Origin of the sequence: Micromonospora sp. NPDC048843, assembly GCF_040649965.1 — a bacterium.
Classification (GTDB): Bacteria; Actinomycetota; Actinomycetes; order Mycobacteriales; family Micromonosporaceae; genus Micromonospora; species Micromonospora hortensis.
This window is the reverse complement of record NZ_JBEZGJ010000144.1, coordinates 1-18403: the sequence shown is the minus strand read 5'-3', so window position 1 is coordinate 18403 and position 18403 is coordinate 1. Positions and strand designations below refer to the sequence as shown.

14 protein-coding genes are annotated in these 18403 nt (G+C 70.6%); 8 read left to right on the top strand and 6 right to left on the bottom strand.

From position 1 onward, the window contains the following. Window positions 1-1406: tetratricopeptide repeat protein (locus tag AB0C20_RS27235; RefSeq protein ID WP_357569030.1), on the top strand; the 1406-nt coding region annotated here is incomplete at its 5' end. 81 nt (window positions 1407-1487) lie between these two features. On the opposite strand, the gene AB0C20_RS27230 is transcribed toward AB0C20_RS27235, so the two are convergent. Both AB0C20_RS27230 and AB0C20_RS27225 read right to left on the bottom strand, forming a co-directional pair. Beyond that, on the bottom strand, window positions 1488-3548 hold the full coding sequence (locus AB0C20_RS27230) for a cellulose binding domain-containing protein (RefSeq protein ID WP_357569029.1): 2061 nt from the start codon (window positions 3546-3548) through the stop codon (window positions 1488-1490). A 224-nt stretch (window positions 3549-3772) separates the two neighbouring features. After that, window positions 3773-3901 carry a hypothetical protein gene (locus AB0C20_RS27225; RefSeq protein ID WP_357179577.1) on the bottom strand — a complete coding sequence of 43 codons (129 nt, stop codon included), beginning with the start codon at window positions 3899-3901 and terminating at the stop codon, window positions 3773-3775. A 446-nt stretch (window positions 3902-4347) separates the two neighbouring features. On the opposite strand from AB0C20_RS27225, the gene AB0C20_RS27220 reads away from it, so the two are divergent. Together AB0C20_RS27220 and AB0C20_RS27215 are read left to right on the top strand one after the other, a co-directional pair. Beyond that, window positions 4348-5682, top strand: a complete 1335-nt coding sequence (locus AB0C20_RS27220) for a PHB depolymerase family esterase (RefSeq protein ID WP_357569028.1) — start codon at window positions 4348-4350, stop codon at window positions 5680-5682. A 528-nt stretch (window positions 5683-6210) separates the two neighbouring features. Then, the gene (locus AB0C20_RS27215; protein ID WP_357179572.1) at window positions 6211-6918 is read left to right on the top strand and encodes an ElyC/SanA/YdcF family protein; all 708 of its coding nucleotides are present in this window, start codon (window positions 6211-6213) and stop codon (window positions 6916-6918) included. 6 nt (window positions 6919-6924) lie between these two features. Here AB0C20_RS27215 and AB0C20_RS27210 read toward each other — a convergent pair whose 3' ends face one another. Further along, a complete protein-coding gene (locus AB0C20_RS27210; RefSeq protein WP_357179570.1) occupies window positions 6925-7944 on the bottom strand; it encodes a LacI family DNA-binding transcriptional regulator in 1020 nt (339 codons plus the stop codon). Between the two features lie 206 nt (window positions 7945-8150). On the opposite strand from AB0C20_RS27210, the gene AB0C20_RS27205 reads away from it, so the two are divergent. Then, the gene (locus tag AB0C20_RS27205) at window positions 8151-9776 is read left to right on the top strand and encodes a glycoside hydrolase family 43 protein (RefSeq protein WP_357569027.1); all 1626 of its coding nucleotides are present in this window, start codon (window positions 8151-8153) and stop codon (window positions 9774-9776) included. Window positions 9777-9822: 46 nt separating this feature from the next. Here the strand turns inward: AB0C20_RS27205 and AB0C20_RS27200 are convergent, their stop codons facing one another. The 3 genes from AB0C20_RS27200 to AB0C20_RS27190 all read right to left on the bottom strand — a co-directional run bounded on the left by AB0C20_RS27200 (window position 9823) and on the right by AB0C20_RS27190 (window position 11897). After that, complete coding sequence (locus AB0C20_RS27200; protein WP_238683903.1) at window positions 9823-10446, bottom strand: hypothetical protein; 624 nt, start codon at window positions 10444-10446, stop codon at window positions 9823-9825. Window positions 10447-10587: 141 nt separating this feature from the next. Further along, the gene (locus AB0C20_RS27195) at window positions 10588-11301 is read right to left on the bottom strand and encodes a hypothetical protein (protein ID WP_357569026.1); all 714 of its coding nucleotides are present in this window, start codon (window positions 11299-11301) and stop codon (window positions 10588-10590) included. Then, window positions 11298-11897, bottom strand: a complete 600-nt coding sequence (locus AB0C20_RS27190) for a sigma-70 family RNA polymerase sigma factor (RefSeq protein WP_238683905.1) — start codon at window positions 11895-11897, stop codon at window positions 11298-11300. Before AB0C20_RS27190 ends, AB0C20_RS27195 begins: the two co-directional genes overlap by 4 nt. A 271-nt stretch (window positions 11898-12168) precedes the next feature. Between AB0C20_RS27190 and AB0C20_RS27185 the strand changes: the two genes are divergently transcribed. The 4 genes from AB0C20_RS27185 (at window position 12169) to AB0C20_RS27170 (ending at window position 18322) form a co-directional block, all read left to right on the top strand. After that, window positions 12169-13380, top strand: a complete 1212-nt coding sequence (locus AB0C20_RS27185) for a chitosanase (protein ID WP_357569025.1) — start codon at window positions 12169-12171, stop codon at window positions 13378-13380. Window positions 13381-13661: 281 nt separating this feature from the next. Beyond that, complete coding sequence (locus AB0C20_RS27180) at window positions 13662-14147, top strand: HAD domain-containing protein (protein ID WP_357569024.1); 486 nt, start codon at window positions 13662-13664, stop codon at window positions 14145-14147. Between the two features lie 343 nt (window positions 14148-14490). Further along, the gene (locus AB0C20_RS27175; RefSeq protein ID WP_357569023.1) at window positions 14491-15741 is read left to right on the top strand and encodes a DUF222 domain-containing protein; all 1251 of its coding nucleotides are present in this window, start codon (window positions 14491-14493) and stop codon (window positions 15739-15741) included. Window positions 15742-16453: 712 nt separating this feature from the next. Further along, entirely contained in the window at window positions 16454-18322 is a 1869-nt protein-coding gene (locus tag AB0C20_RS27170) for an ABC transporter ATP-binding protein (protein ID WP_357569031.1), read from the top strand. The last annotated feature ends 81 nt before the right edge of the window (window positions 18323-18403 follow it).

Genomic DNA, 18403 nt, shown 5'->3' with positions numbered 1-18403 from the left:
CGCGGGTGGGGGCGGGCGCCGGCCCGCCGCTCGCCCCCGCCCTGGGCGCCCCCCGCCCCCCCACGAATCCGGCCCTGTCACTTCGCGACCTGGCCAACGAACTCGCCGACCAACACCATGGGTTGGACGCCCTGGCCGACCGCGACGCCGTTGCCGACGTGCGGTCGGTCATCGCCGCGTCCTATCGGGCGCTCAGCGCGCCGGCGGCAGCGCTGTTCCGCCTGTTCGCGCTGTACGCCGGCCCGGACGTCAGCCTGCCGGCGGTGGCCAGCCTTGTCGGGCTTCCCGCCCAGCAGGTACGTGAACCGCTCGACGAGCTGCTCGGGGCCCACCTGGTGGACCTGACCGGTCCGGATCGTTACGCGTGCCACGACCTGCTGCGGGCGTACGCCGGCGAGCTGCTGGACGACAGCGAACGGGCATCCGCGATGCGCCGGCTGTACGACCACTGGCTGAACGGGGCTCACGCTGCCGCGTTGACGATCGAGCCGCATCGGGACCGCATCGATCTGCCGCCGACGGCCGCCGGGACAGCCGTCGCGTCGTTCACCGACAGCGAGCAGGCACAGCTGTGGCTCGACGCGGAACGGCTCGTGCTCCTCGCCGCGATTGACCAGGCAGTCGAATCCGGCTTGGACGGTCACGCCTGGCGGCTGGCCTGGGCCGTCGCGACCTACCTCAGCAGGCTGTCCCGGTGGACGGATCTGGCCTCGGCCCAGCGCACCGCAGTGACCGCGGCGCGACGGGCGGGTGACCTCGTCGGGGAGGCACACGGCCACCGCGATCTCGGCCTGGCGCTGCACCAGCTCGGCGAGGTGACCAACGGGCTGGACCACCTTCGGCGCGCCGGCGAGCTGTTCGGGCAGCTTGGCGACCGCGCCGGCGAGGCGTACGTCGCGCTCTACCTGGGCTGGGTGCACGAGGGGCAGGGTCAGCACCGGCAGGCGCTGGAGTGCGACGAGCGGGCCCTCGTCCTCTTCGGCGAGGTCGGCCACCTGGTCGGACGGGCGAAGGCCCTCAACGCCATCGGCTGGGATCACGCCCGCCTTGGCGACCATCACCGGGCCGCCGACCACTGCCGGCGGGCCCTCGCTCTGCACGAGGAGGTAGGCAACCGGACCGGGGCGGCCAAGACCTGGGACAGCCTCGGCTACGTCCACCACCAGCGGGGTGACTCCGCTGAGGCCTGCGCCTGCTATCGGAGGGCGCTGGAGCTCTACGAGCAGTCGGATGACCGGTGGGGCGTGGCCGAGACGTTGACCCGGCTGGGCGACGTCCTGCACGACGCGGGTGACGTCGAGGCGGCCCGGGGCAACTGGCTGCGGGCATTGCGCCAGCTCACCGAGGACAATCCGGTGGAGATCGCCGAGCTGCGCCGTCGACTCGACGGCGTCGGCCCGCCGTGACACCCCGACCGCGGATCGGGAGGTGGCACGTGGTGGTCCGGTCGACCAGACGAACGGGTCGGCCGGACCACCACTGTGGTGTCAGCCGGTGCTACAGATGGTGCCGTTGAGGGTGAACGCCGTGGGCAGCACGTTCGGCCCGCCGTACGCGCCGACGAAGCCGGCGCTCACGGTGCCGCCGGCGGCGATCTGCCGGTTGTCGGTGGTGGGCGTGACCCGTACCCCCGTGCCGACCTGCTCCCAGGTGGCGCTCCAACCACTGCTCACCTGTTGCCAGCCGGTGGGCCAGGTCCAGGTGAGCGTCCAGCCGTTGATCGGGCTGGACCCGTTGTTGATGATCTCGACGCCACCGATGTAGCCGTTGCCCCAGTCGTTGTTGGCGCTGAAGCGGACGGTGCACGCACTCGCGGCGGGGCTGCCGGTGGCGAAGGTGAGCGGCGGTGAGGCCCAGGAGACCCGTCCGGCGGTGTCGCGGGCCAGCACGTTGACTGTGTACCTGCTGCCCGGCACGAGGTTGTCGACGGTGAACGAGGTGGTCGTCGTCTCGCCGACCTGCTCGCTGACGGCGCCGTGCTGCCGGTGCACCTCGTACTTGGCGATCGGGTCGGCGCCCGGGGTGGACCCCGGCCAGGTGATCGTCGCGGCGCGGTCGGTGACACCGCTCGCGGTCGGCTGCCCGGGTGCGGCCGGCCGGCCGGCTGCCGCGCCGGCCGGGCGCAGCACCAGCGTTGTCAACGAGTACGCCGGCAGGGTCCGGCTGGTCGCCGAGCCGGACTGGCTGGTGACGATGCCGGTGGCGCCGTTGGTGAGGGTGGACACCGTCGGCGCGACGGCCGACGGGGTGAACCCGGCGTAGTCGATGGTGACCGGGTGGTCGTTGTCCGGGTCCTTGTTCAGCAACAGCACGGCGAGTTCCCCGTTGCTCCGGCGGACGGCGTGGGCGGTGACCAGGGGCTCGTCGGTGCCGGCGCGAACGAACTGGTCGCCGGTCTTCGCGAAGAGCTTCATCATGCTCAGCCCGTGGTACGGCGCGAACGGTGTGTTCAGCGACGGTTGGCAGACCGAGCCGTCCTCGGTGCAGGCCCCACTGGAGAGCATCCCGAAGTCGCCGTAGTCGGTCTGACCGGCCACCTGCGTCACGGTGCCCATGCCGTTGTGCACGTTCCACCAGTGGGCGGTGAAGACGCCGTTCTCCAGCAGACCGCTGTAGACGTCGGCAAGGAACAGCGCTGCCGGTTGGGTGTTCCGGCCGGCGTCGACGTTCAGCTCCGTGAAGCTGATGCCGATCCGGTCGGCGTTCGGGCCGGCGTACCGGGAGAGCTGCTGCCGCAGCAGGTAGTTGGCGTCGGGGAGGTGGTTGACGCGGGCCAGCGACTCGGCGGCGGTGCCGCCCGGGTACCAGTGCACGTCCACGAAGTCGATCTTCGGGCCGGCGATGGAGAGCACTGTCTGGTTCCAGGGGCCCGGGTCGCTGCCGGCGGTGATCCCGTCCGGCCAGTTGCCGGGCATTGTCAGCACCGCTCCGACCTTGATGCTGGGGTCGACCGCCTTCATCGCGTCGGCGTACTCGACGACAAGCCTCGCGTACTGTGTCGCGCTCTTGTCGGGGTGGTCGTCGGCCTCCCACGCGGACCCGTAGTGGCCGTTGCCGTAGTTCTCGTTGCCGACGGTCCAGTAACGCGCGTCGTAGCCCTTCGTCACGTTGGCGTACCGCACCCAGTCGGCGGCCTCGGCGGGCGTACCGGTGCCGTAGTTCGCGATGATCATCGGCTGCGCGCCGACGCGCCGGACGGCCGCCATGAAGGTGTCGAAGTCGGTCCCCGGCGCTACGTAACCGCCGGGCGCTGTGTGGTCCTTCCAGTGGTAGATGTCGGCGTACGAGCCGCCGGGGTAGCGCATCATCTGCACGCCGGCATCTTTGAGCAGGTCCGACGTCTCGGCGGTGCCGAGGTTCGAGTCCCAGATGGCGTGGTTGACGCCGAGAGCGGTGTCCGGCACTGTCGCCAGTCCCGCGCGGGTGTTGACGGTCACGGTGACCGGGTCGGCCGCCGCGCTGGCGGTCGGTGGGTTGACGCCCGCGAGCGCACTCGCGGCGAGCAGCAGGCCCGCCAGGAGTGCTGCTCGGGTCTTCGGTTTACGCATGGGTGGGGTTCCTTAGCGCAGATGGGCCGCCCGACCGGTCAGGGTGCGACCCGGGGACGGGCGATCTCGTGGACGGCAGACTCTGGTTGGTCCATCGCTCGTATCGCCGTCCCCCGGAGATCACATCTGGATCCCGGCTGCCCAGTGGACGGACGTCAGCCCCGCGCGCGGCTCTTCATCGACATACCACAATGGCACTGTCGGTTCGACAATCTCAAGGTGCGTCAGGCGTCGTCTTCGCCGCGCTCGCCGCGCCCTGAACGACGCCCCCGGACACTCACGGCAGCCACCAGAGTGACGACCGCGGCGACCAGTTGCAGCACACCGACGAGCAGATCGACTACGCCGGACATGGCGATAGCGTCTGGCAGATGGGTCATGAGACGGCCTCCGGGTTCGTGCCCACCGTCCGCTTCCTGCGGAAGGCCCTCCCCCGGGCCCAGCGGTGACCGCTTGAGCGCCGCCCTCATTGTGGCACCCACTCTCCACCGAGCGGAAGGCGTCAACGCTCGACATGAGATCGACAGACGTCATACGTTACAGCTTGACGAACAGGATGTTATCGCTCACAGTCGATGCGAGGCGATCAGCGTCAGTGGCTCACCGGGAGGCCCCCTCGCTGGTCTGACCTCGATGGTCAGGACGCCCCTGGGCAGGTGGACGTCGCATCAGGATTTGTCAGCAGCCGCCGGTGACGCGCGGCGGACGCCGTGCGCCTCGGGACCGCCCGGGTGCCGTCGTCGACCGCCTGCGCCAGGCTGCCGCCGGGTCCCCCGACTCACGACAAGAGGAACCGCCGATGAGATCAAGGATCGCACTGTTGGCCGCCGCGCTGGCGACGGCCCTGGCCACGATGACGGCCGTGGTCACTGTCGCCACCCCGGCGTCGGCCGCGTCGCTCACCCAGGTGACCAACTTCGGCGCCAACCCGACGAACCTCCAGATGCACCTGTACGTGCCGGACCGGGTCGCGGCCCAGCCGGCCCTGCTCCTCGCCCTGCACTACTGCACCGGCAGTGGTCCGGCGGTGCACAGCGGCTTCGGGCTGAGCACCCTCGCCGACCGCTACGGCTTCATCGTGATCTACCCGTCGGTGACCCGGAGCAGCAAGTGTTGGGACGTCTCGTCGCCGCAGGCACTGCGGCGCGACGGCGGCAGCGATCCGGTCGGCCTCAAGTCCATGGTCGACCACGTCCGGAGCCGCTACCCGGTCGACGCCAACCGGATCGGTGTGGGCGGGTTCTCCTCCGGAGCCATGATGACGAACGTCATGGTCGGCCTCTACCCGGACCTGTTCCACGCCGGGTTCAGCTCCTCCGGGGTCCCGTTCGGGTGCTTCGCCACCACCAACGGCGCGGAGTGGAACAGCGAGTGCTCCGGCGGACGCATCGTCAGGACCGGGCAGCAGTGGGGTGACCTGGTCCGCAACGCCTACCCCGGTTACTCCGGCAAGCGTCCCCGCTTCCAGATCTGGCACGGCACCACCGACACCACGCTGAGCTACGTCAACTTCGGCGAGCAGATCAAGCAGTGGACCAACGTGCAGGGCGTGTCGCAGACCCCCAGCTTCACCGACTCCCCGCAGACCAGCGCCACCCGTACCCGGTACGGGGGCACCGGCGGCACGGCGCCCGTCGAAGCGATCAGCTTCCAGGGGTACGGCCACTCCATCCCGTTCGACGCCGCGCAGGCCATCCGGTTCCTCGGCTTCGACGCCACGAGCGCCACCACCCCACCACCCGGCGGCACGTCGGCGCCGCTGCGCAACACCGGCGCCAACCGCTGCCTCGACGTTCCGTCGCGGTCGCAGACCAACGGCACGCAGCTGACGTTGTGGGACTGCAACGGCGGCACCAACCAGCAGTGGACGTCGACCGCCGCGAAACAACTCCAGGTGTACGGCACGAAGTGCCTGGACGCCGAGGGCGGCGGGACCTCGCCGGGCACCCGGGTGATCATCTGGGACTGCAACGGCGGCACCAACCAGCAGTGGAACGTCAACACCGATGGCACTGTGACCGGCATGCAGTCCGGCCTGTGCCTGACGCCCAACGCCGCCGCAACCGCCAACGGCACCCCCGCGGTTCTTTCGAGCTGCAACGGCTCGAACAGCCAGCGGTGGTCCCGAAGCTGACGCGCTGACCGACGACTTGGCGTACCCCGCCGGTCGCTCGTGCGGGTGGCGTCCCGCTGCTCGGGCCCGGACTCCGAACAGCGGGACGCGACCCGGCGGCCAGGGTTGGGGCCGACGGTCGCCATCAGGGCGGCCCAGGTGCGGACTCCTGCCCATCGGCGTCCGCTGGGCAGGTGAGCGAAACCGGTTGTCGGCGCACGACTTTCCGGCTGCTGCGGTGCCCTGGAATCCCGGTGGCCGTTCATGCCTCGGCCGCGTGGCGCGCGGGTCGCCCGTTGGTGGTCTCGGGCCGTCTCGCGCCGGCCACGTGCCACCCGCCCCACGCCACGATCGTCGTCCAGCACCCCTCGGGCCAATGGCGACAGCTCCGTCACAGCGACCCGAAGTCGGTCGAGGATCGACGACTGTCCGTCACGTTAGCGTTAACAGTGAGCGATTGTCCATAGACAACGATCTTCGTTTGCTGGTCGGGGCGGTTCGCGGGTACGCCGACGACAGTCGTGAGCGCGGGCGGAATAGCCTTGCGGCATGCGGGGACGATTCGGCGCGGCCAGACGGTGGTACGGGGAGCACCGGCGGTTGGTCCGCCGTACGGTCCTCGCGCTCGCGGTGGGGATCGTGGTCCTGACCGGCGGCACGGTGGCCAGCGTGACGTGGATCCGCGACACAGCGGAGGGCCACCTCTACGGTGAGGCCGAGGTGCCGGACGCCCCGGTCGCCCTGGTCCTGGGCACCAAGGTGGACGCCGACGGCACTCCCTCACCCGTCCTCACCGCCCGGTTGGAGATCGCGCGGCGGCTGTTCGACGCCGGCAAGGTGCGGGCGATCCTCGTGTCGGGCGACAACATGAACGCCGACTACAACGAGCCCGCCGCGATGCGGAACTGGTTGGTGGAGCGGGGTGTGCCAGCGCACAAGGTGGTGCCGGACTACGCGGGCTTCGACACGTACGACTCGTGTGCGCGCGCTGAGCGGATCTTCGGGGTGCGGCAAGCCACTGTGGTGACCCAGACCTTCCACCTTCCGCGTGCCGTGGCGCTGTGTCGGCGCCTCGGCATCGACGCCAACGGCGTGGGCGACGACAGCGCGAAGCGGTACGCCCAGACGTGGTGGTTCAGTTCGTCCCGGGAGAACGGCGCGTGCGTGAAGGCAGCGCTGGAACTGCTCTCCGGCCGGGACCCGGCGCATCTCGGCCGCCGGGAGACGGGCGTCGACGACGCTCTGCGCGTCGGCTGAGGGAGGTCAGGACCGCGGTCGTGAGGCGCTGTCGCGGACGATGAGCTCGGTGGCGAGTTCGACCCGGGGGCTCTCGGTCCTCTCGCCGCTGGCGAGGCGCAGCACGGTCCGCGCGGCCAGCATGCCCATCTCGGCCAGGGGTTGCCGGACGGTGGTCAGCGGTGGCGAGCACCAGCGCACCTCCGGCAGATCGTCGAAGCCGACCACGCTGACGTCGTCGGGCACCCGCAGACCCCGTTTACGCACCGCCTCGTAGACGCCGAGCGCCATCTGATCGCTGGAGGCGCAGATGGCGGTGGGCGGGTCGGGCAGGGCCAGCAGTTGCGTACCCGCGGTGAAGCCGGCCTCGTGGTAGAAGTTGCCGGGGCGGATCAGTGCGTCGTCGACGGGGATCCCGGCCGCGCCGAGGGCGGCCCGGTAGCCGTCCATCCGGGCCCTGCTGCACATCAGGTGCGGCGGGCCGGCGATGAAGCCGATGCGGCGGTGGCCGAGGCTGATCAGGTACTGGTTGGCGCTGAGGCTGCCCGCCCAGTTGGTGGCGCCGATGGTGGGTGACTCCTGCGGGTCGACCCCGGCCGGGTCGATGATGACGACAGGCAGGTGGAGCCGGCGCAACTCGGCCTGCAACGGTGGGTTCACCATCGAGGTCACGAAGATGATTCCCTCGGTGGAGCGCGTACGCATGTTGTCGAGCCACTGCTTGGCCGAGGAGATGCGCCAGTGGATGGCCGACACGACGGTGCCGACGCCGCTGGTCTGGCCGACGTCCTCCACCCCACGGATGATCTCCACGGCCCATGGGCTGTCCAGGTCGTTGAAGACCAGGTCGATGAGGGCGGCGTCGGTACGCCGGGACGGTGAGCGGCGGCGGTAGCCATGCCGGTTGAGCAGCGCCTCGACACGCTCCCGGGTGTCGGGGGCGACGTCGGAGCGGCCGTTGATGACCCGGGAGACGGTCGGCACGGAGACTCCGGCCAACCGCGCGATCATGGCGATGGTGACGTTTCGGCCGTTCTCCGTGCCCACGGTCCCCCCTGCGGAGCTATGGATCTCCGAAACTTTCAATGCTTCGCCGGTAATGATGATCGATGGCCGGCACGCTACGAGCTGTTGTCCCAGCGGTCAAGACCTCTGTCCTATTGCGAAAAGACCGGCTAGCGTAAGCAGGGCTTCCAGTGATCCGGGACGATGATTTTCCGGAAGTTCCAGACAGCCCGTCCAGAGGAGTGCTCGTGTCGACCGACATCGCTAACGTGGCGACCGCTACCCGGTCGATCCGCAATCCCGTCCTCGCCGGGTTCCACCCGGACCCGTCGATCCTGCGCGTCGGCGACGACTACTACCTGGCCACCTCGACCTTCGAGTGGTATCCGGGCGTCCTCGTGCACCACTCGCGTGATCTGGTGAACTGGCGCAGCCTGGGTGGGGTCATCACCGAGAGGCGCCTGCTCGATCTGCGCGGATGCGGTGACTCCAACGGGGTGTGGGCGCCCGACCTGACGTACCACGACGGTCAGTTCCACCTCGTCTACAGCGACGTGGCCAGCTTCGCCAGCGGCTACTGGGATCCGCAGAACTTCCTGGTCACCGCCGAGGACATCACCGGCCCCTGGTCCGATCCGGTGAAGCTGCACGGGCGCGGGTTCGACGCGGCGTTGTTCCACGACGACGACGGCACGACCTGGCTGCTGGGCATGAGCGCGGACTGGCGGCCCGGCCGCGACCGCTTCGGTGGCATCGAGATCCAACAGTACGACCGGGCCGCATGCCGTCTGGTCGGCAGCCCCCGCATCCTGTTCACCGGTTCCCCGGTCGGTGTCACCGAGGGTCCGCACCTGTACCGCCACGATGGCTGGTACTGGCTGATCACCGCCGAGGGCGGCACCAGCTGGGAGCACCAGGTCACAGTGGCGCGGTCCCGGGAGCTGTTCGGACCGTACGAGGTGGACCCGGACGGGCCACTGCTCACCTCCTTCGGACGGCCCGACCTGCGGTTGCAGAAGGCGGGTCACGGCAGCCTGGTCCACACGCAGAACGGCGAGTGGTACCTGGCCCACCTGGTTGGCCGCCCATACTCCCCGCTGGGCAACTGCGTGCTGGGTCGGGAGACAGCGATCCAGCGGGTCGAGTGGCCGTCGGGCGGCTGGCCGCGAATCGCCGGAGGGGTGCCCGCGGACGACGTCATCGCACCCGACCTGCCCGCGCACCCCTGGCCGGCGGAGCCCGAGACGGACCACTTCGACGCCCCCGAGCTGGGCCGGTGCTGGTCGACGCTGCGTCGACCAGCCACCCCAGACTGGGTCGACCTGCACACCCGCCCGTCGTACCTGCGGGTCCACGGCGGGCAGTCGCCGGTCGGTCGACAGGCACCCAGCCTGGTCGGGCGACGCGTCGGCGCACGGAAGTGCTCGCTGGAGACCGTTGTGGAGTTCGAACCGGCCGACCACCGCCAGCTCGCCGGGATCACCGCCTACTACAACACGCTCAACTGGCACCACCTCTACCTGACCCGGGCCGACGACAGCCGGACGGTGCTGGAGCTGCTCAGCTCCGACAACGGGCGGCGCACCGCGTACCCGGAGCTGACAGTCGATGTCGACGGCGTCACGCGGGTCGGCCTGCGGGCCGTTTTCGACGGGCCTGCGGTGCGCTTCGACTACGACCTCGGCGCCGGTTGGCAGCGGCTACCGGTCGAGCTGGACGCGACCATCCTGTCCGACGAGCACGCCGCGCTGATCATCGACGGCGAGCCGGCGGCGTGGGGCTTCACCGGGGCGTTTCTCGGCCTGTGGGTGCAGGACCTGGGCGGCGACGGCGTGCACGCCGACTTCGACCTGGCCACCTACCGGGAACAGTGACCACGCGGACGGCACTCGGCGGGTGCCGTCCGCGTGCCCACTCGTCCTACCTGGCCTGAGCGGCGACGGCCCGAAGCTGGCCGAGGGTGGTGCGGAAACCGTGGCCGGACGCGGCCGGGTCCTCGGCGTTCAGGCCGCTGACGGCCATGGTCTGCGAGCGGGTCGTGGCGACGGCCTCCGCGTCGGACCCGGTCACATCGAACACGCCGAAGTCGCCGCTGAGCGTCCGGAACGTCGGGGCCGCCGGGTCCTGGGCGAGGTAGAGCACCACGACCTGGCCGGCCTCGAGCTTCGACATGTGCGCCATGTCCGGCACGCCGTCGGGCAGCGGGGCGAGCGTGATGCGCGCCCCGGCCCGCACTGTCGATCCGGTCGTCGCGCGCAGCACCTCGTCGACCCGGAATCCGGCCGCCTCGACCTCACCGCGTACGACCAGGTCCGCGGTGTCGCTGAGCTGCCGCACCGTGGCGTACCCGCGCAACTTGCCCTTGATCGGCGGGGGCGCGACCTCGGTCGGTGTGGCGGCGCTGCTCGGGGCGGCGCTGCTCGGGGCGGGCGCGGCGGCCGGGTCGGCGCCACCGCCGCTGCCGCAGGCGGACAGGACCGCGGCGGACAGCACGGCGGCGGCCGTGGCCCACAGCGGCCGGGTACGGCGAAGGTCGACTGCCATGGAACGCTCCTTGCGTCTCGGTGCCGTCCCGGGCCGTCTCGCCCGGAACGCGGCACTGCTTACGCCTTCTATCTGTGCGTCCCGGGCACCGAGTTCCCTTCTTTTTCGGGCTTCTTTTTCTCGCGCTCAGCTTTCCGCGGGTCAGCGCCGCTCGCGCGCGAGCTGACGAAGCTCGGCCAACGTGGTGACGAACGCACGACCCGCCGCGGTGGCGTCCTCGGTCCGCAGACCGGTCACCGACATCGTCGGTGACCGGCTGGTGGCCGTCTCCGCGGCGAGGTCGAAGATCCCGAACTCGCCGCCGAGCGGATGGTAGACGCGCGCGCCCGGGTCAACGAGGCCCAGGTAGAGGACTGTCGGTCGGCCGGCCGCCCCGGCCAACTCCGCGGCCACCATGATCTCGGTGGGCACCGAAGTACCCGGGGCGCGGTACAGCACCTCCGCCACCCGGTAGACCGCCCGCCCGCCCGTCACCGATGCCACCTCGCCGCGGACCACCAGGTCGGCCGTGTCGGTGAGTTGGCGCACCGTGCCGTACCCACGGTTCTTCGCGGCCGTGCCCGGCGGTGCCGGCCGAGCGGCCGGACGGGTCGCCTCGGGTGACGGGGGCGCGGCCGGGGGCGCGTCGCCGGACCGGGCCGCCAGCCCTCCGCCGATCCCCGCGACAACCAGGACCAACGCGGCCGCCGCGAGCGCGGGCCGCAACGACACGAAGGCCCTCCTTCGGGTACGCGGCTCCTGCGCGATCGCCGCCAGCAGGCGGGCGCGGTGCAGCTCGTGCCGGCCCGCCGGCAGGTCGTGGTCACCGGGGTGGGGCACGATCTTCGCCCACTCGGCCGGGTCCGACGCGCTCACTGGCTGCCCTCCCGCACGAGCGAGGCGTCCACGACCGGCGGCCGTGCGGCGCGCGGCGGGGCGTCGACGAGGGTACGGAGTCGGGCGCGCGCCCGCGACAGCCGGGAGCGCACAGTGCCGACCGGAACGCCCAGCGCCTGCGCCGCGGACTCGTAGTCCAGGCCCTCCCACAGGCACAGGGTCAGCACCTCGCGCTCGGGTCGACGCAGCCGGGCCAGCGCGTCGATGGCGGCGGCGATGCGTCGGCTGTCGTCGAGTCGGCCGGCGACCTCGTCGGCGTGGTCGGGCAGTGTGAAGTCGGAGGCGAGCAGCGCGGCGGCGACCCTACGGTAGCGACGGTTGCTGCGGGTGTGGTTACGGGCCTCGTTGGTGGCGACGCCGAGCAGCCAGGGCCGCAGCGACCCGCCCTCCTCGCTGACCCGCTCCCGGGAACGCCAGGCCTGCAGGTACGTGGCGGCCATGACGTCCTCCGCCGTGGCCCAGTCGGCGGTCAGCCGGAACGCGTGGTTGTACACCGAGCGCGCGTACGTGTCGAACAGCTCGGCGAACGCGCCGGGGTCACCGGCTCGCACCCGAGCGCGCAGACTCGACTCCATGACCATTCTCTGTCCGTCGGACGGTGCTGGTTCCGACGGACCGGCCCCTTGATCAGTTACGGCCCGACGATAGCCACCGGCGGGTACGTCCCGCCAACGACGGGATGAACAGACGCCGTCACGCCTCGCGGTCGTCGATTGACGAGGAATCGACGTACTGGTATCTGTTAATACAGTTTCCTGATGCTTGGCCCGGCGCGGCGGTTCGGCGCCGTAGGGCACCGCGAACCGACCGGCCGGCGGCACGCCGCCCCTTCCCCGAGGAACACCCATGGTTCACAAGAAAACAGCCGCCTACGTCGTGGGCACCCTGCTGGTCGGCGTCGCCGCCGTCGGCTACGGCCTGCCGTCGGCGAGCGCCGCGACCGCCGGCCCGATCACCGGCCTCGGCGGTAAGTGCATCGACGTGGCCGGCGCCAGCTCGGCCAACGGCACGGCCGTCCAGCTCTACGACTGCAACGGCAGCGCGGCCCAGACGTGGACCGTCGGCAACACCGACACCTCGATCCGGGCACTCGGCAAGTGCCTCGACGTGACCGCCGCGTCGACAGCCAACGGCGCCAAGGTGCAGTTGTACGACTGCAACAACACCGCCGCGCAGAAGTGGACCGCCAGCAACGGCGCGCTCGTCAACTCCGGCTCCGGCAAGTGCCTCGACGTCACCGACCGGAGCACCGCGAACGGCGCCCGGCTGCAGATCTGGACCTGCGGCGGCACCACGAACCAGCGGTGGACCCTGCCGGGCGGCGGCAGCACCCCCACCCCCACGCCCACCACCCCGACCGGCACCAACCTCGACGACCCGGCGAAGAAGAACGTCGCCATGCAGCTCGTCTCGGCCGCGGAGAACTCCTCACTCGACTGGCGCGCACAGTTCTCCTACATCGAGGACATCGGCGACGGGCGCGGCTACACCGCCGGCATCATCGGCTTCTGCTCCGGCACCGGAGACATGCTCGAACTGGTCGAGGCGTACACCCGCACCAAGCCGGGCAACGTACTCGCCGGCTACCTGCCGGCGCTGCGCACCGTCAACGGCACTCCGTCGCACGCCGGCCTCGACCCCAACTTCCCCCGCGACTGGCGGACCGCGGCCACCGACTCGGTGTTCCAGGCCGCCCAGGAGGCCGAACGCGACCGGGTCTACTTCAACCCATCGGTACGCGACGGGAAGAACGACCAGGTCCGGGCGCTCGGTCAGTTCGCCTACTACGACGCGGCGGTCATGCACGGGTACGAGGGCATGCGCCAGATCCGCAACCGCGCCCTGAACCGGGCCAAGCCGCCAGCCCAGGGCGGCGACGAGCGGACCTGGCTCAACGCGTTCCTCGACGAGCGGGTCGTCGAGATGAAGAAAGAAGTGGCCCACTCGGACACCTCCCGCGTCGACACCGCCCAGCGGGTGTTCCTCAACAACGGCAACTTCAACCTGAACACGCCGCTGGTGTTCGCCGTGTACGGCGACCAGTTCCGGATCGGCTGAGCGGCTGGAGTGGTGGCGGGGTCGTCGGCGATCGCCGGCGGTCCCGCCACCCGGCCCCCATCCCTACGCCCCGCCGCCTGGCGCCTACTCCTGTCCCTGCCTGGCCGCTTGGTGGCTGCCCGCACGTGCCCAGCCGCCTGGCGCCTGCCCGTTTCCTGACCGGCCGCCTGCTGCCTGCCCGGCCGCCTGGCGTCTGCCCGGCCGGTCCTGGCGGGCGGGCCTTGGCCGCTGACGCATCTCGCGGTCACCATCGGTGGACCATTTACGGCAGGATCCTCCGAGTGAACCGGCCCCTGCTCCTGCTCGACGTCGATGGTGTCCTCACCCCCTACGGGACCCCTCAACCACCTGCCGGTTACACCGAGCACCACCTGTTCCCCGGCGAAGAGCCCGTCCGTGTCAACCTCCTCCACGGCGCCTGGATCACCGAGGCGAGCGCCGTCCTGGACATCGCCTGGGCCACGAGCTGGAACGACGAGGCCAACCAACTCCTCGCCCCACTCCTGCGCATCGCTCCTCTGCCCGTGATCACCATGCCACCCGCGCCGTTCCACCCCAGCGACAAGATTCCGGCCATCGCCGCCTACGCCCAGCAACGGCCCGCGGCTTGGATCGACGACCTCCACACGCCGCAAGCCAACAGCTGGGCGGCAGCACGCAGCAGCCCAACCCTGTTGATCACCGCCGACCCGACGATCGGCCTCACGCGCGACTCCATCGATGACGTCATGACTTGGGCCAAGGCCCTTCAACGCCCGTCCGGCTAATCCCTAGCGACGCGCCCGGCCCTCGCCGTATCCCCAGCGACGCGCCCGGCCCTCGCTCATACCGGGCGACCGGCAGCCTCGCCGACACGCAGCCCTCCCTGATGTCGCGCACCGCCAGCGCCGCCGACACGCAGTCTTCGGTCACGCCAGGGACCGGCAGCCGCCGACACGCAGCCCTCGCTGATGCCAGGCGCTGTCGATACCAGCTCCCGGCACCGCCGAGCAGCACGCCCACCACGGCCACCATCTGGCTGAGTTCGGCATCGACGAGCCCTTCGGGAACCAGCCGATCAAATCGATCATGGTGACTGAAAGTGTCGTACACCTGTTCTAGTGTCGGGTCATGGTCGAGGAGTTGGCGCTGGCAGACGACGCGGTCGCGGCCTGCCTCGACGCTGCCGCCTGGGCCCTGCCGGAGCCCGAGCTGATCGCCGCACTCGATGCCGCGCACCGCTTGGAGCAACGCCTCGCCGCCGTCAAACTCACCCTCGTCCGCGAGCTCGACGGCCGCGGCACGCCCCGCGCGCATGGGGCCTCCTCCACTGCGGTCTGGCTGCGCGAACGACTGCGACTCACCATCCCCGCCGCCCGCCGCCTGATCGACCTCGCCACCGCCCTCGACACCGGCAACCCCGGGATCCGACAAGCGCTAGCCGACGGGCACATCAGCGTCGACCAGGCCCGGGTCATCACCGACACCGCCACCACCGTCCAGGCCACCGCCGGCACGCAGGCCGCCGACAAAGCCGTCGGTGTGCTCGTCGGCTGGGCCAGCCAGTTCGACCCCACCCACCTGCGCAAACTCGGCACCCGCATCCTCGACCACGTCGCCCCCGACATCGCCGACGCCGCCACCCAAGCCGCCCTCGACGCCGAAGCACGCCGCGCCGCCCGCGACCGGCACCTCACGTTGTCCGAGCAGACCGACGGCAGACTGCGACTCACCGGCACCCTCGACACCGAAACCGCCGGCCTGCTCCGCGCCGCCATCGACCCACTGACAGCCCCGTCCGGACCAGATGACACCCGCTCGCCCGGTCAACGCCGCCACGACGCCCTCGCCGACGTGTGCCGACTCGCCCTCCGAAGCGACGAGCTACCCGACAGCGGAGGCGACTCCGCCCAGATCGTCGTCACCACCACCTACGACGCGCTGACCCGGCAACTCGGTGGCGGCGCACTCGACATCGGCCTACAGCTCACCCCGGACACGGTGCGCCGGCTCGCCTGCGACGCCACCATCCTGCCCACCGTCCTCGGCGGCACCGGCCAAGTCCTCGACGTCGGGCGACAACGCCGACTCATCACCGGGCCGCTGCGACGCGCCCTCGTGCTGCGCGACCGCGGCTGTGCGTTCCCCGGCTGCGACCGACCACCCCGCTGGTGCCACGCCCACCACATTCACCACTGGGCCGACGGAGGCACCACCAACCTCGACAACGCCGTCCTGCTCTGCGGCCACCACCACCGCCACCTGCACCACAGCGACTGGATCATCCAACTCGGCCACGACGGCCACCCCGAATTCGTGCCACCCGCCTGGCTCGACCCCGAACAACTCCCCCGCCGCAACCACTACCACCGACGAACGTAAGTGCAGCCAGTCGAGGACGATCACCCGTGTCGGGCCCACACCGTCGGCCACCCCACACCGCCTAAGGCATCCTAGGAGGCTGGTTGGCCAGGCCCCCCGCCGTGAAGGCCGAAGCGTTGAGCGGCGCGCCTCGGGCGCATGCCGGCTGGGTCGAGAAGAGAGCTGCTCGCAACGGCTCGCCACTGATCCGCAGCAGCTCACACCCGCCTGAGCTGGGCCGCAAAGCCGCGTCGGCCTACGAGCCAGATGACGCCCCCGCACGGGCCAGCAGGCGCCCGACGAATCGCAACGGCTTACGACCGCCCGCGCCCGGCCGCAAAGCCGCGTCGGGCCTGCAAGCCAGATGACGCCGCCGCCGGCCAACAGGCGCCCGACGACTCGCAACAACTCCGACCGCCTGCGACGGCCAACCACAATCCGCAACGCATACAGACCGCCTACGCCGCCTGCGGCGGCCCACGACGACCCGCAGCGGCCCGCAGCGACCCACGGCGGCTCGTGGAACAACCTCCACGAGCCAGTGCTTCACGGCCGCGAGGTCGTTGTCGTCGAGCGCGGTACCGGATGTCGACGGCACCGCTGCGGTCCCTGACTACGGCCAACGTGAACGACCCGCAGCCACAGACTCGCGTGGCGACTTGACCTCAAGCTCGGGTGAGGTCCTAGCCTCCAATATCGGAGGTTACGCATGAGCATGGAAGTTACCGCGTGGATGTCCCTGCACCACGCGATGAACGCGCAGGATGAGCGGCCGCTGTCCCGCGCAACCTTGAAGCGGATCGCGCAGTTCGCACGGCCACACCGCGCCTTGATCGTCAGGTTCCTGTTGTTAAGTGTGGTGACGGCGGTCCTCACGGTGGCGGCGCCCGTGCTCGCCGGTCGGGTGGTCGACGCGATCGTCGACGGCGCCGACAGCAGCGTGGTGATCCGGTTGGCCGTACTGATCGCCGTGATCGCCCTCGCCGAGGCCGGGCTGGGTCTGGTGACGCGATTTCTCTCCGCCAGCATCGGTGAGGGGTTGATCGTCCAACTGCGCACGGCTGTCTTCGACCACGTTCAGCGCATGCCGGTGGCGTTCTTCACGCGGACCCGAACGGGTGCACTCGTCAGCCGCCTGAACAACGACGTGATCGGCGCGCAGCGGGCCTTCAGCGACACCCTGTCGAGCGTGGTCGGCAACGCCGTCACGCTGATGCTGACGTTGGCCGTGATGCTGACCTTCTCGTGGCAGATCACGCTGCTGGCGCTCGTCCTGTTGCCCATTTTCGTTCTCCCGGCCCGTCGGATGGGTTCGAGGCTCGCTCAGTTGCAGCGTGAAGCGGCCGAGCACAACGCGGCAATGAGCACCCGGATGACGGAACGTTTCTCCGCACCCGGTGCCACGCTGGTCAAGCTGTACGGGCGGCCGGCCGAGGAGTCCGCCGAGTTCGCGGCGCGGGCCCGTCGGGTCCGGGACATCGGCGTCCGTGCCGCGATGCTCCAGTGGGTCTTCATCACCGCGCTCACCGTCGTCGGCTCGCTGGCACTGGCCCTGGTCTACGGGCTGGGTGGTCTCTTCGCCCTACGGGGCAGCCTCGACGCCGGGACGGTGGTCGCCCTCGCGCTGCTCCTGTCGCGGCTGTACGCACCGCTGACCTCACTGGCCAGTGCTCGGGTCGAGGTGATGAGCGCGCTGGTCAGCTTCGAGCGGGTGTTCGAGGTCCTCGACCTCAGGCCGCTGATCCTCGACAGGTCCGACGCCCGGCCACTTCCGGAGGGACCGGTCGCGGTCGAGTTCGACGGGGTCCGGTTCGGCTACCCCTCAGCGGACAAGGTGTCGCTCGCGTCCCTGGAGGACGTGGCGAAGCTCGATACGCGCGGCGGTGAGGAAGTGCTGCACGGGGTGTCGTTCCGCGCCGAAGCGGGGCAGATGGTGGCGCTCGTCGGCTCCTCCGGGGCGGGCAAGTCGACTATCGCGCAGCTCGTGCCTCGCCTCTACGACGTCGAGGACGGCGCGGTGAAGCTGGCCGACGTCGACGTACGTGAGCTGTCGGCCGAGTCGATCCGGACGGCGTTGGGCGTGGTGACCCAGGACGGGCACCTCTTCCACGAAAGCATCCGCGCCAACCTGGCGTTCGCCCAGCCGGACGCGACCGAGGACGAGATGTGGGATGTGCTCCGGCGGGCCCGACTCGACGACCTGATCCGGTCACTTCCCGACGGGCTGGACACCGTCGTTGGCGAGCGCGGATACCGCCTCTCCGGCGGGGAACGGCAACGGCTCACCATCGCACGCCTGCTGCTGGCTCGTCCGCGCGTGGTCATCCTCGACGAAGCCACAGCGCATCTCGACTCCACCTCGGAGGCGGCGGTTCAGGACGCCCTCGCCGAGGCGCTGACCGGCCGGACGAGCGTGGTCATCGCGCACCGGCTCTCCACCATCCGGGCGGCCGACCAGATCCTCGTCGTGGAGGCGGGACGCATCGTCGAACGCGGGCGTCACAGTGATCTGCTCGCGGCCGGTGGCCGCTACCACGAGTTGTACCGCACCCAGTTCGCGCAGGACGAGCCGACGGTCCAGGAGCAACGCGTCGCCATATGACGTACGCGGTGGTCGATCCACCCACAAGGGCAGTCCGACCACCGCGTCACAGCGAGCCGCCGCTCACCCCCGTGCAAGCAC

Bases quoted from the DNA above. Each gene is read 5' to 3' on its own strand.
- AB0C20_RS27225 (WP_357179577.1), bottom strand. From the start codon at position 3,901: ATGTCCGGCGTAGTCGATCTGCTCGTCGGTGTGCTGCAACTGGTCGCC.
- AB0C20_RS27220 (WP_357569028.1), top strand. From the start codon at position 4,348: ATGAGATCAAGGATCGCACTGTTGGCCGCCGCGCTGGCGACGGCCCTG.
- AB0C20_RS27200 (WP_238683903.1), bottom strand. From the start codon at position 10,446: ATGGCAGTCGACCTTCGCCGTACCCGGCCGCTGTGGGCCACGGCCGCC.
- AB0C20_RS27185 (WP_357569025.1), top strand. From the start codon at position 12,169: ATGGTTCACAAGAAAACAGCCGCCTACGTCGTGGGCACCCTGCTGGTC.
- AB0C20_RS27190 (WP_238683905.1), bottom strand. From the start codon at position 11,897: ATGGAGTCGAGTCTGCGCGCTCGGGTGCGAGCCGGTGACCCCGGCGCG.
- AB0C20_RS27170 (WP_357569031.1), top strand. From the start codon at position 16,454: ATGTCCCTGCACCACGCGATGAACGCGCAGGATGAGCGGCCGCTGTCC.
- AB0C20_RS27215 (WP_357179572.1), top strand. From the start codon at position 6,211: ATGCGGGGACGATTCGGCGCGGCCAGACGGTGGTACGGGGAGCACCGG.
- AB0C20_RS27230 (WP_357569029.1), bottom strand. From the start codon at position 3,548: ATGCGTAAACCGAAGACCCGAGCAGCACTCCTGGCGGGCCTGCTGCTC.
- AB0C20_RS27175 (WP_357569023.1), top strand. From the start codon at position 14,491: ATGGTCGAGGAGTTGGCGCTGGCAGACGACGCGGTCGCGGCCTGCCTC.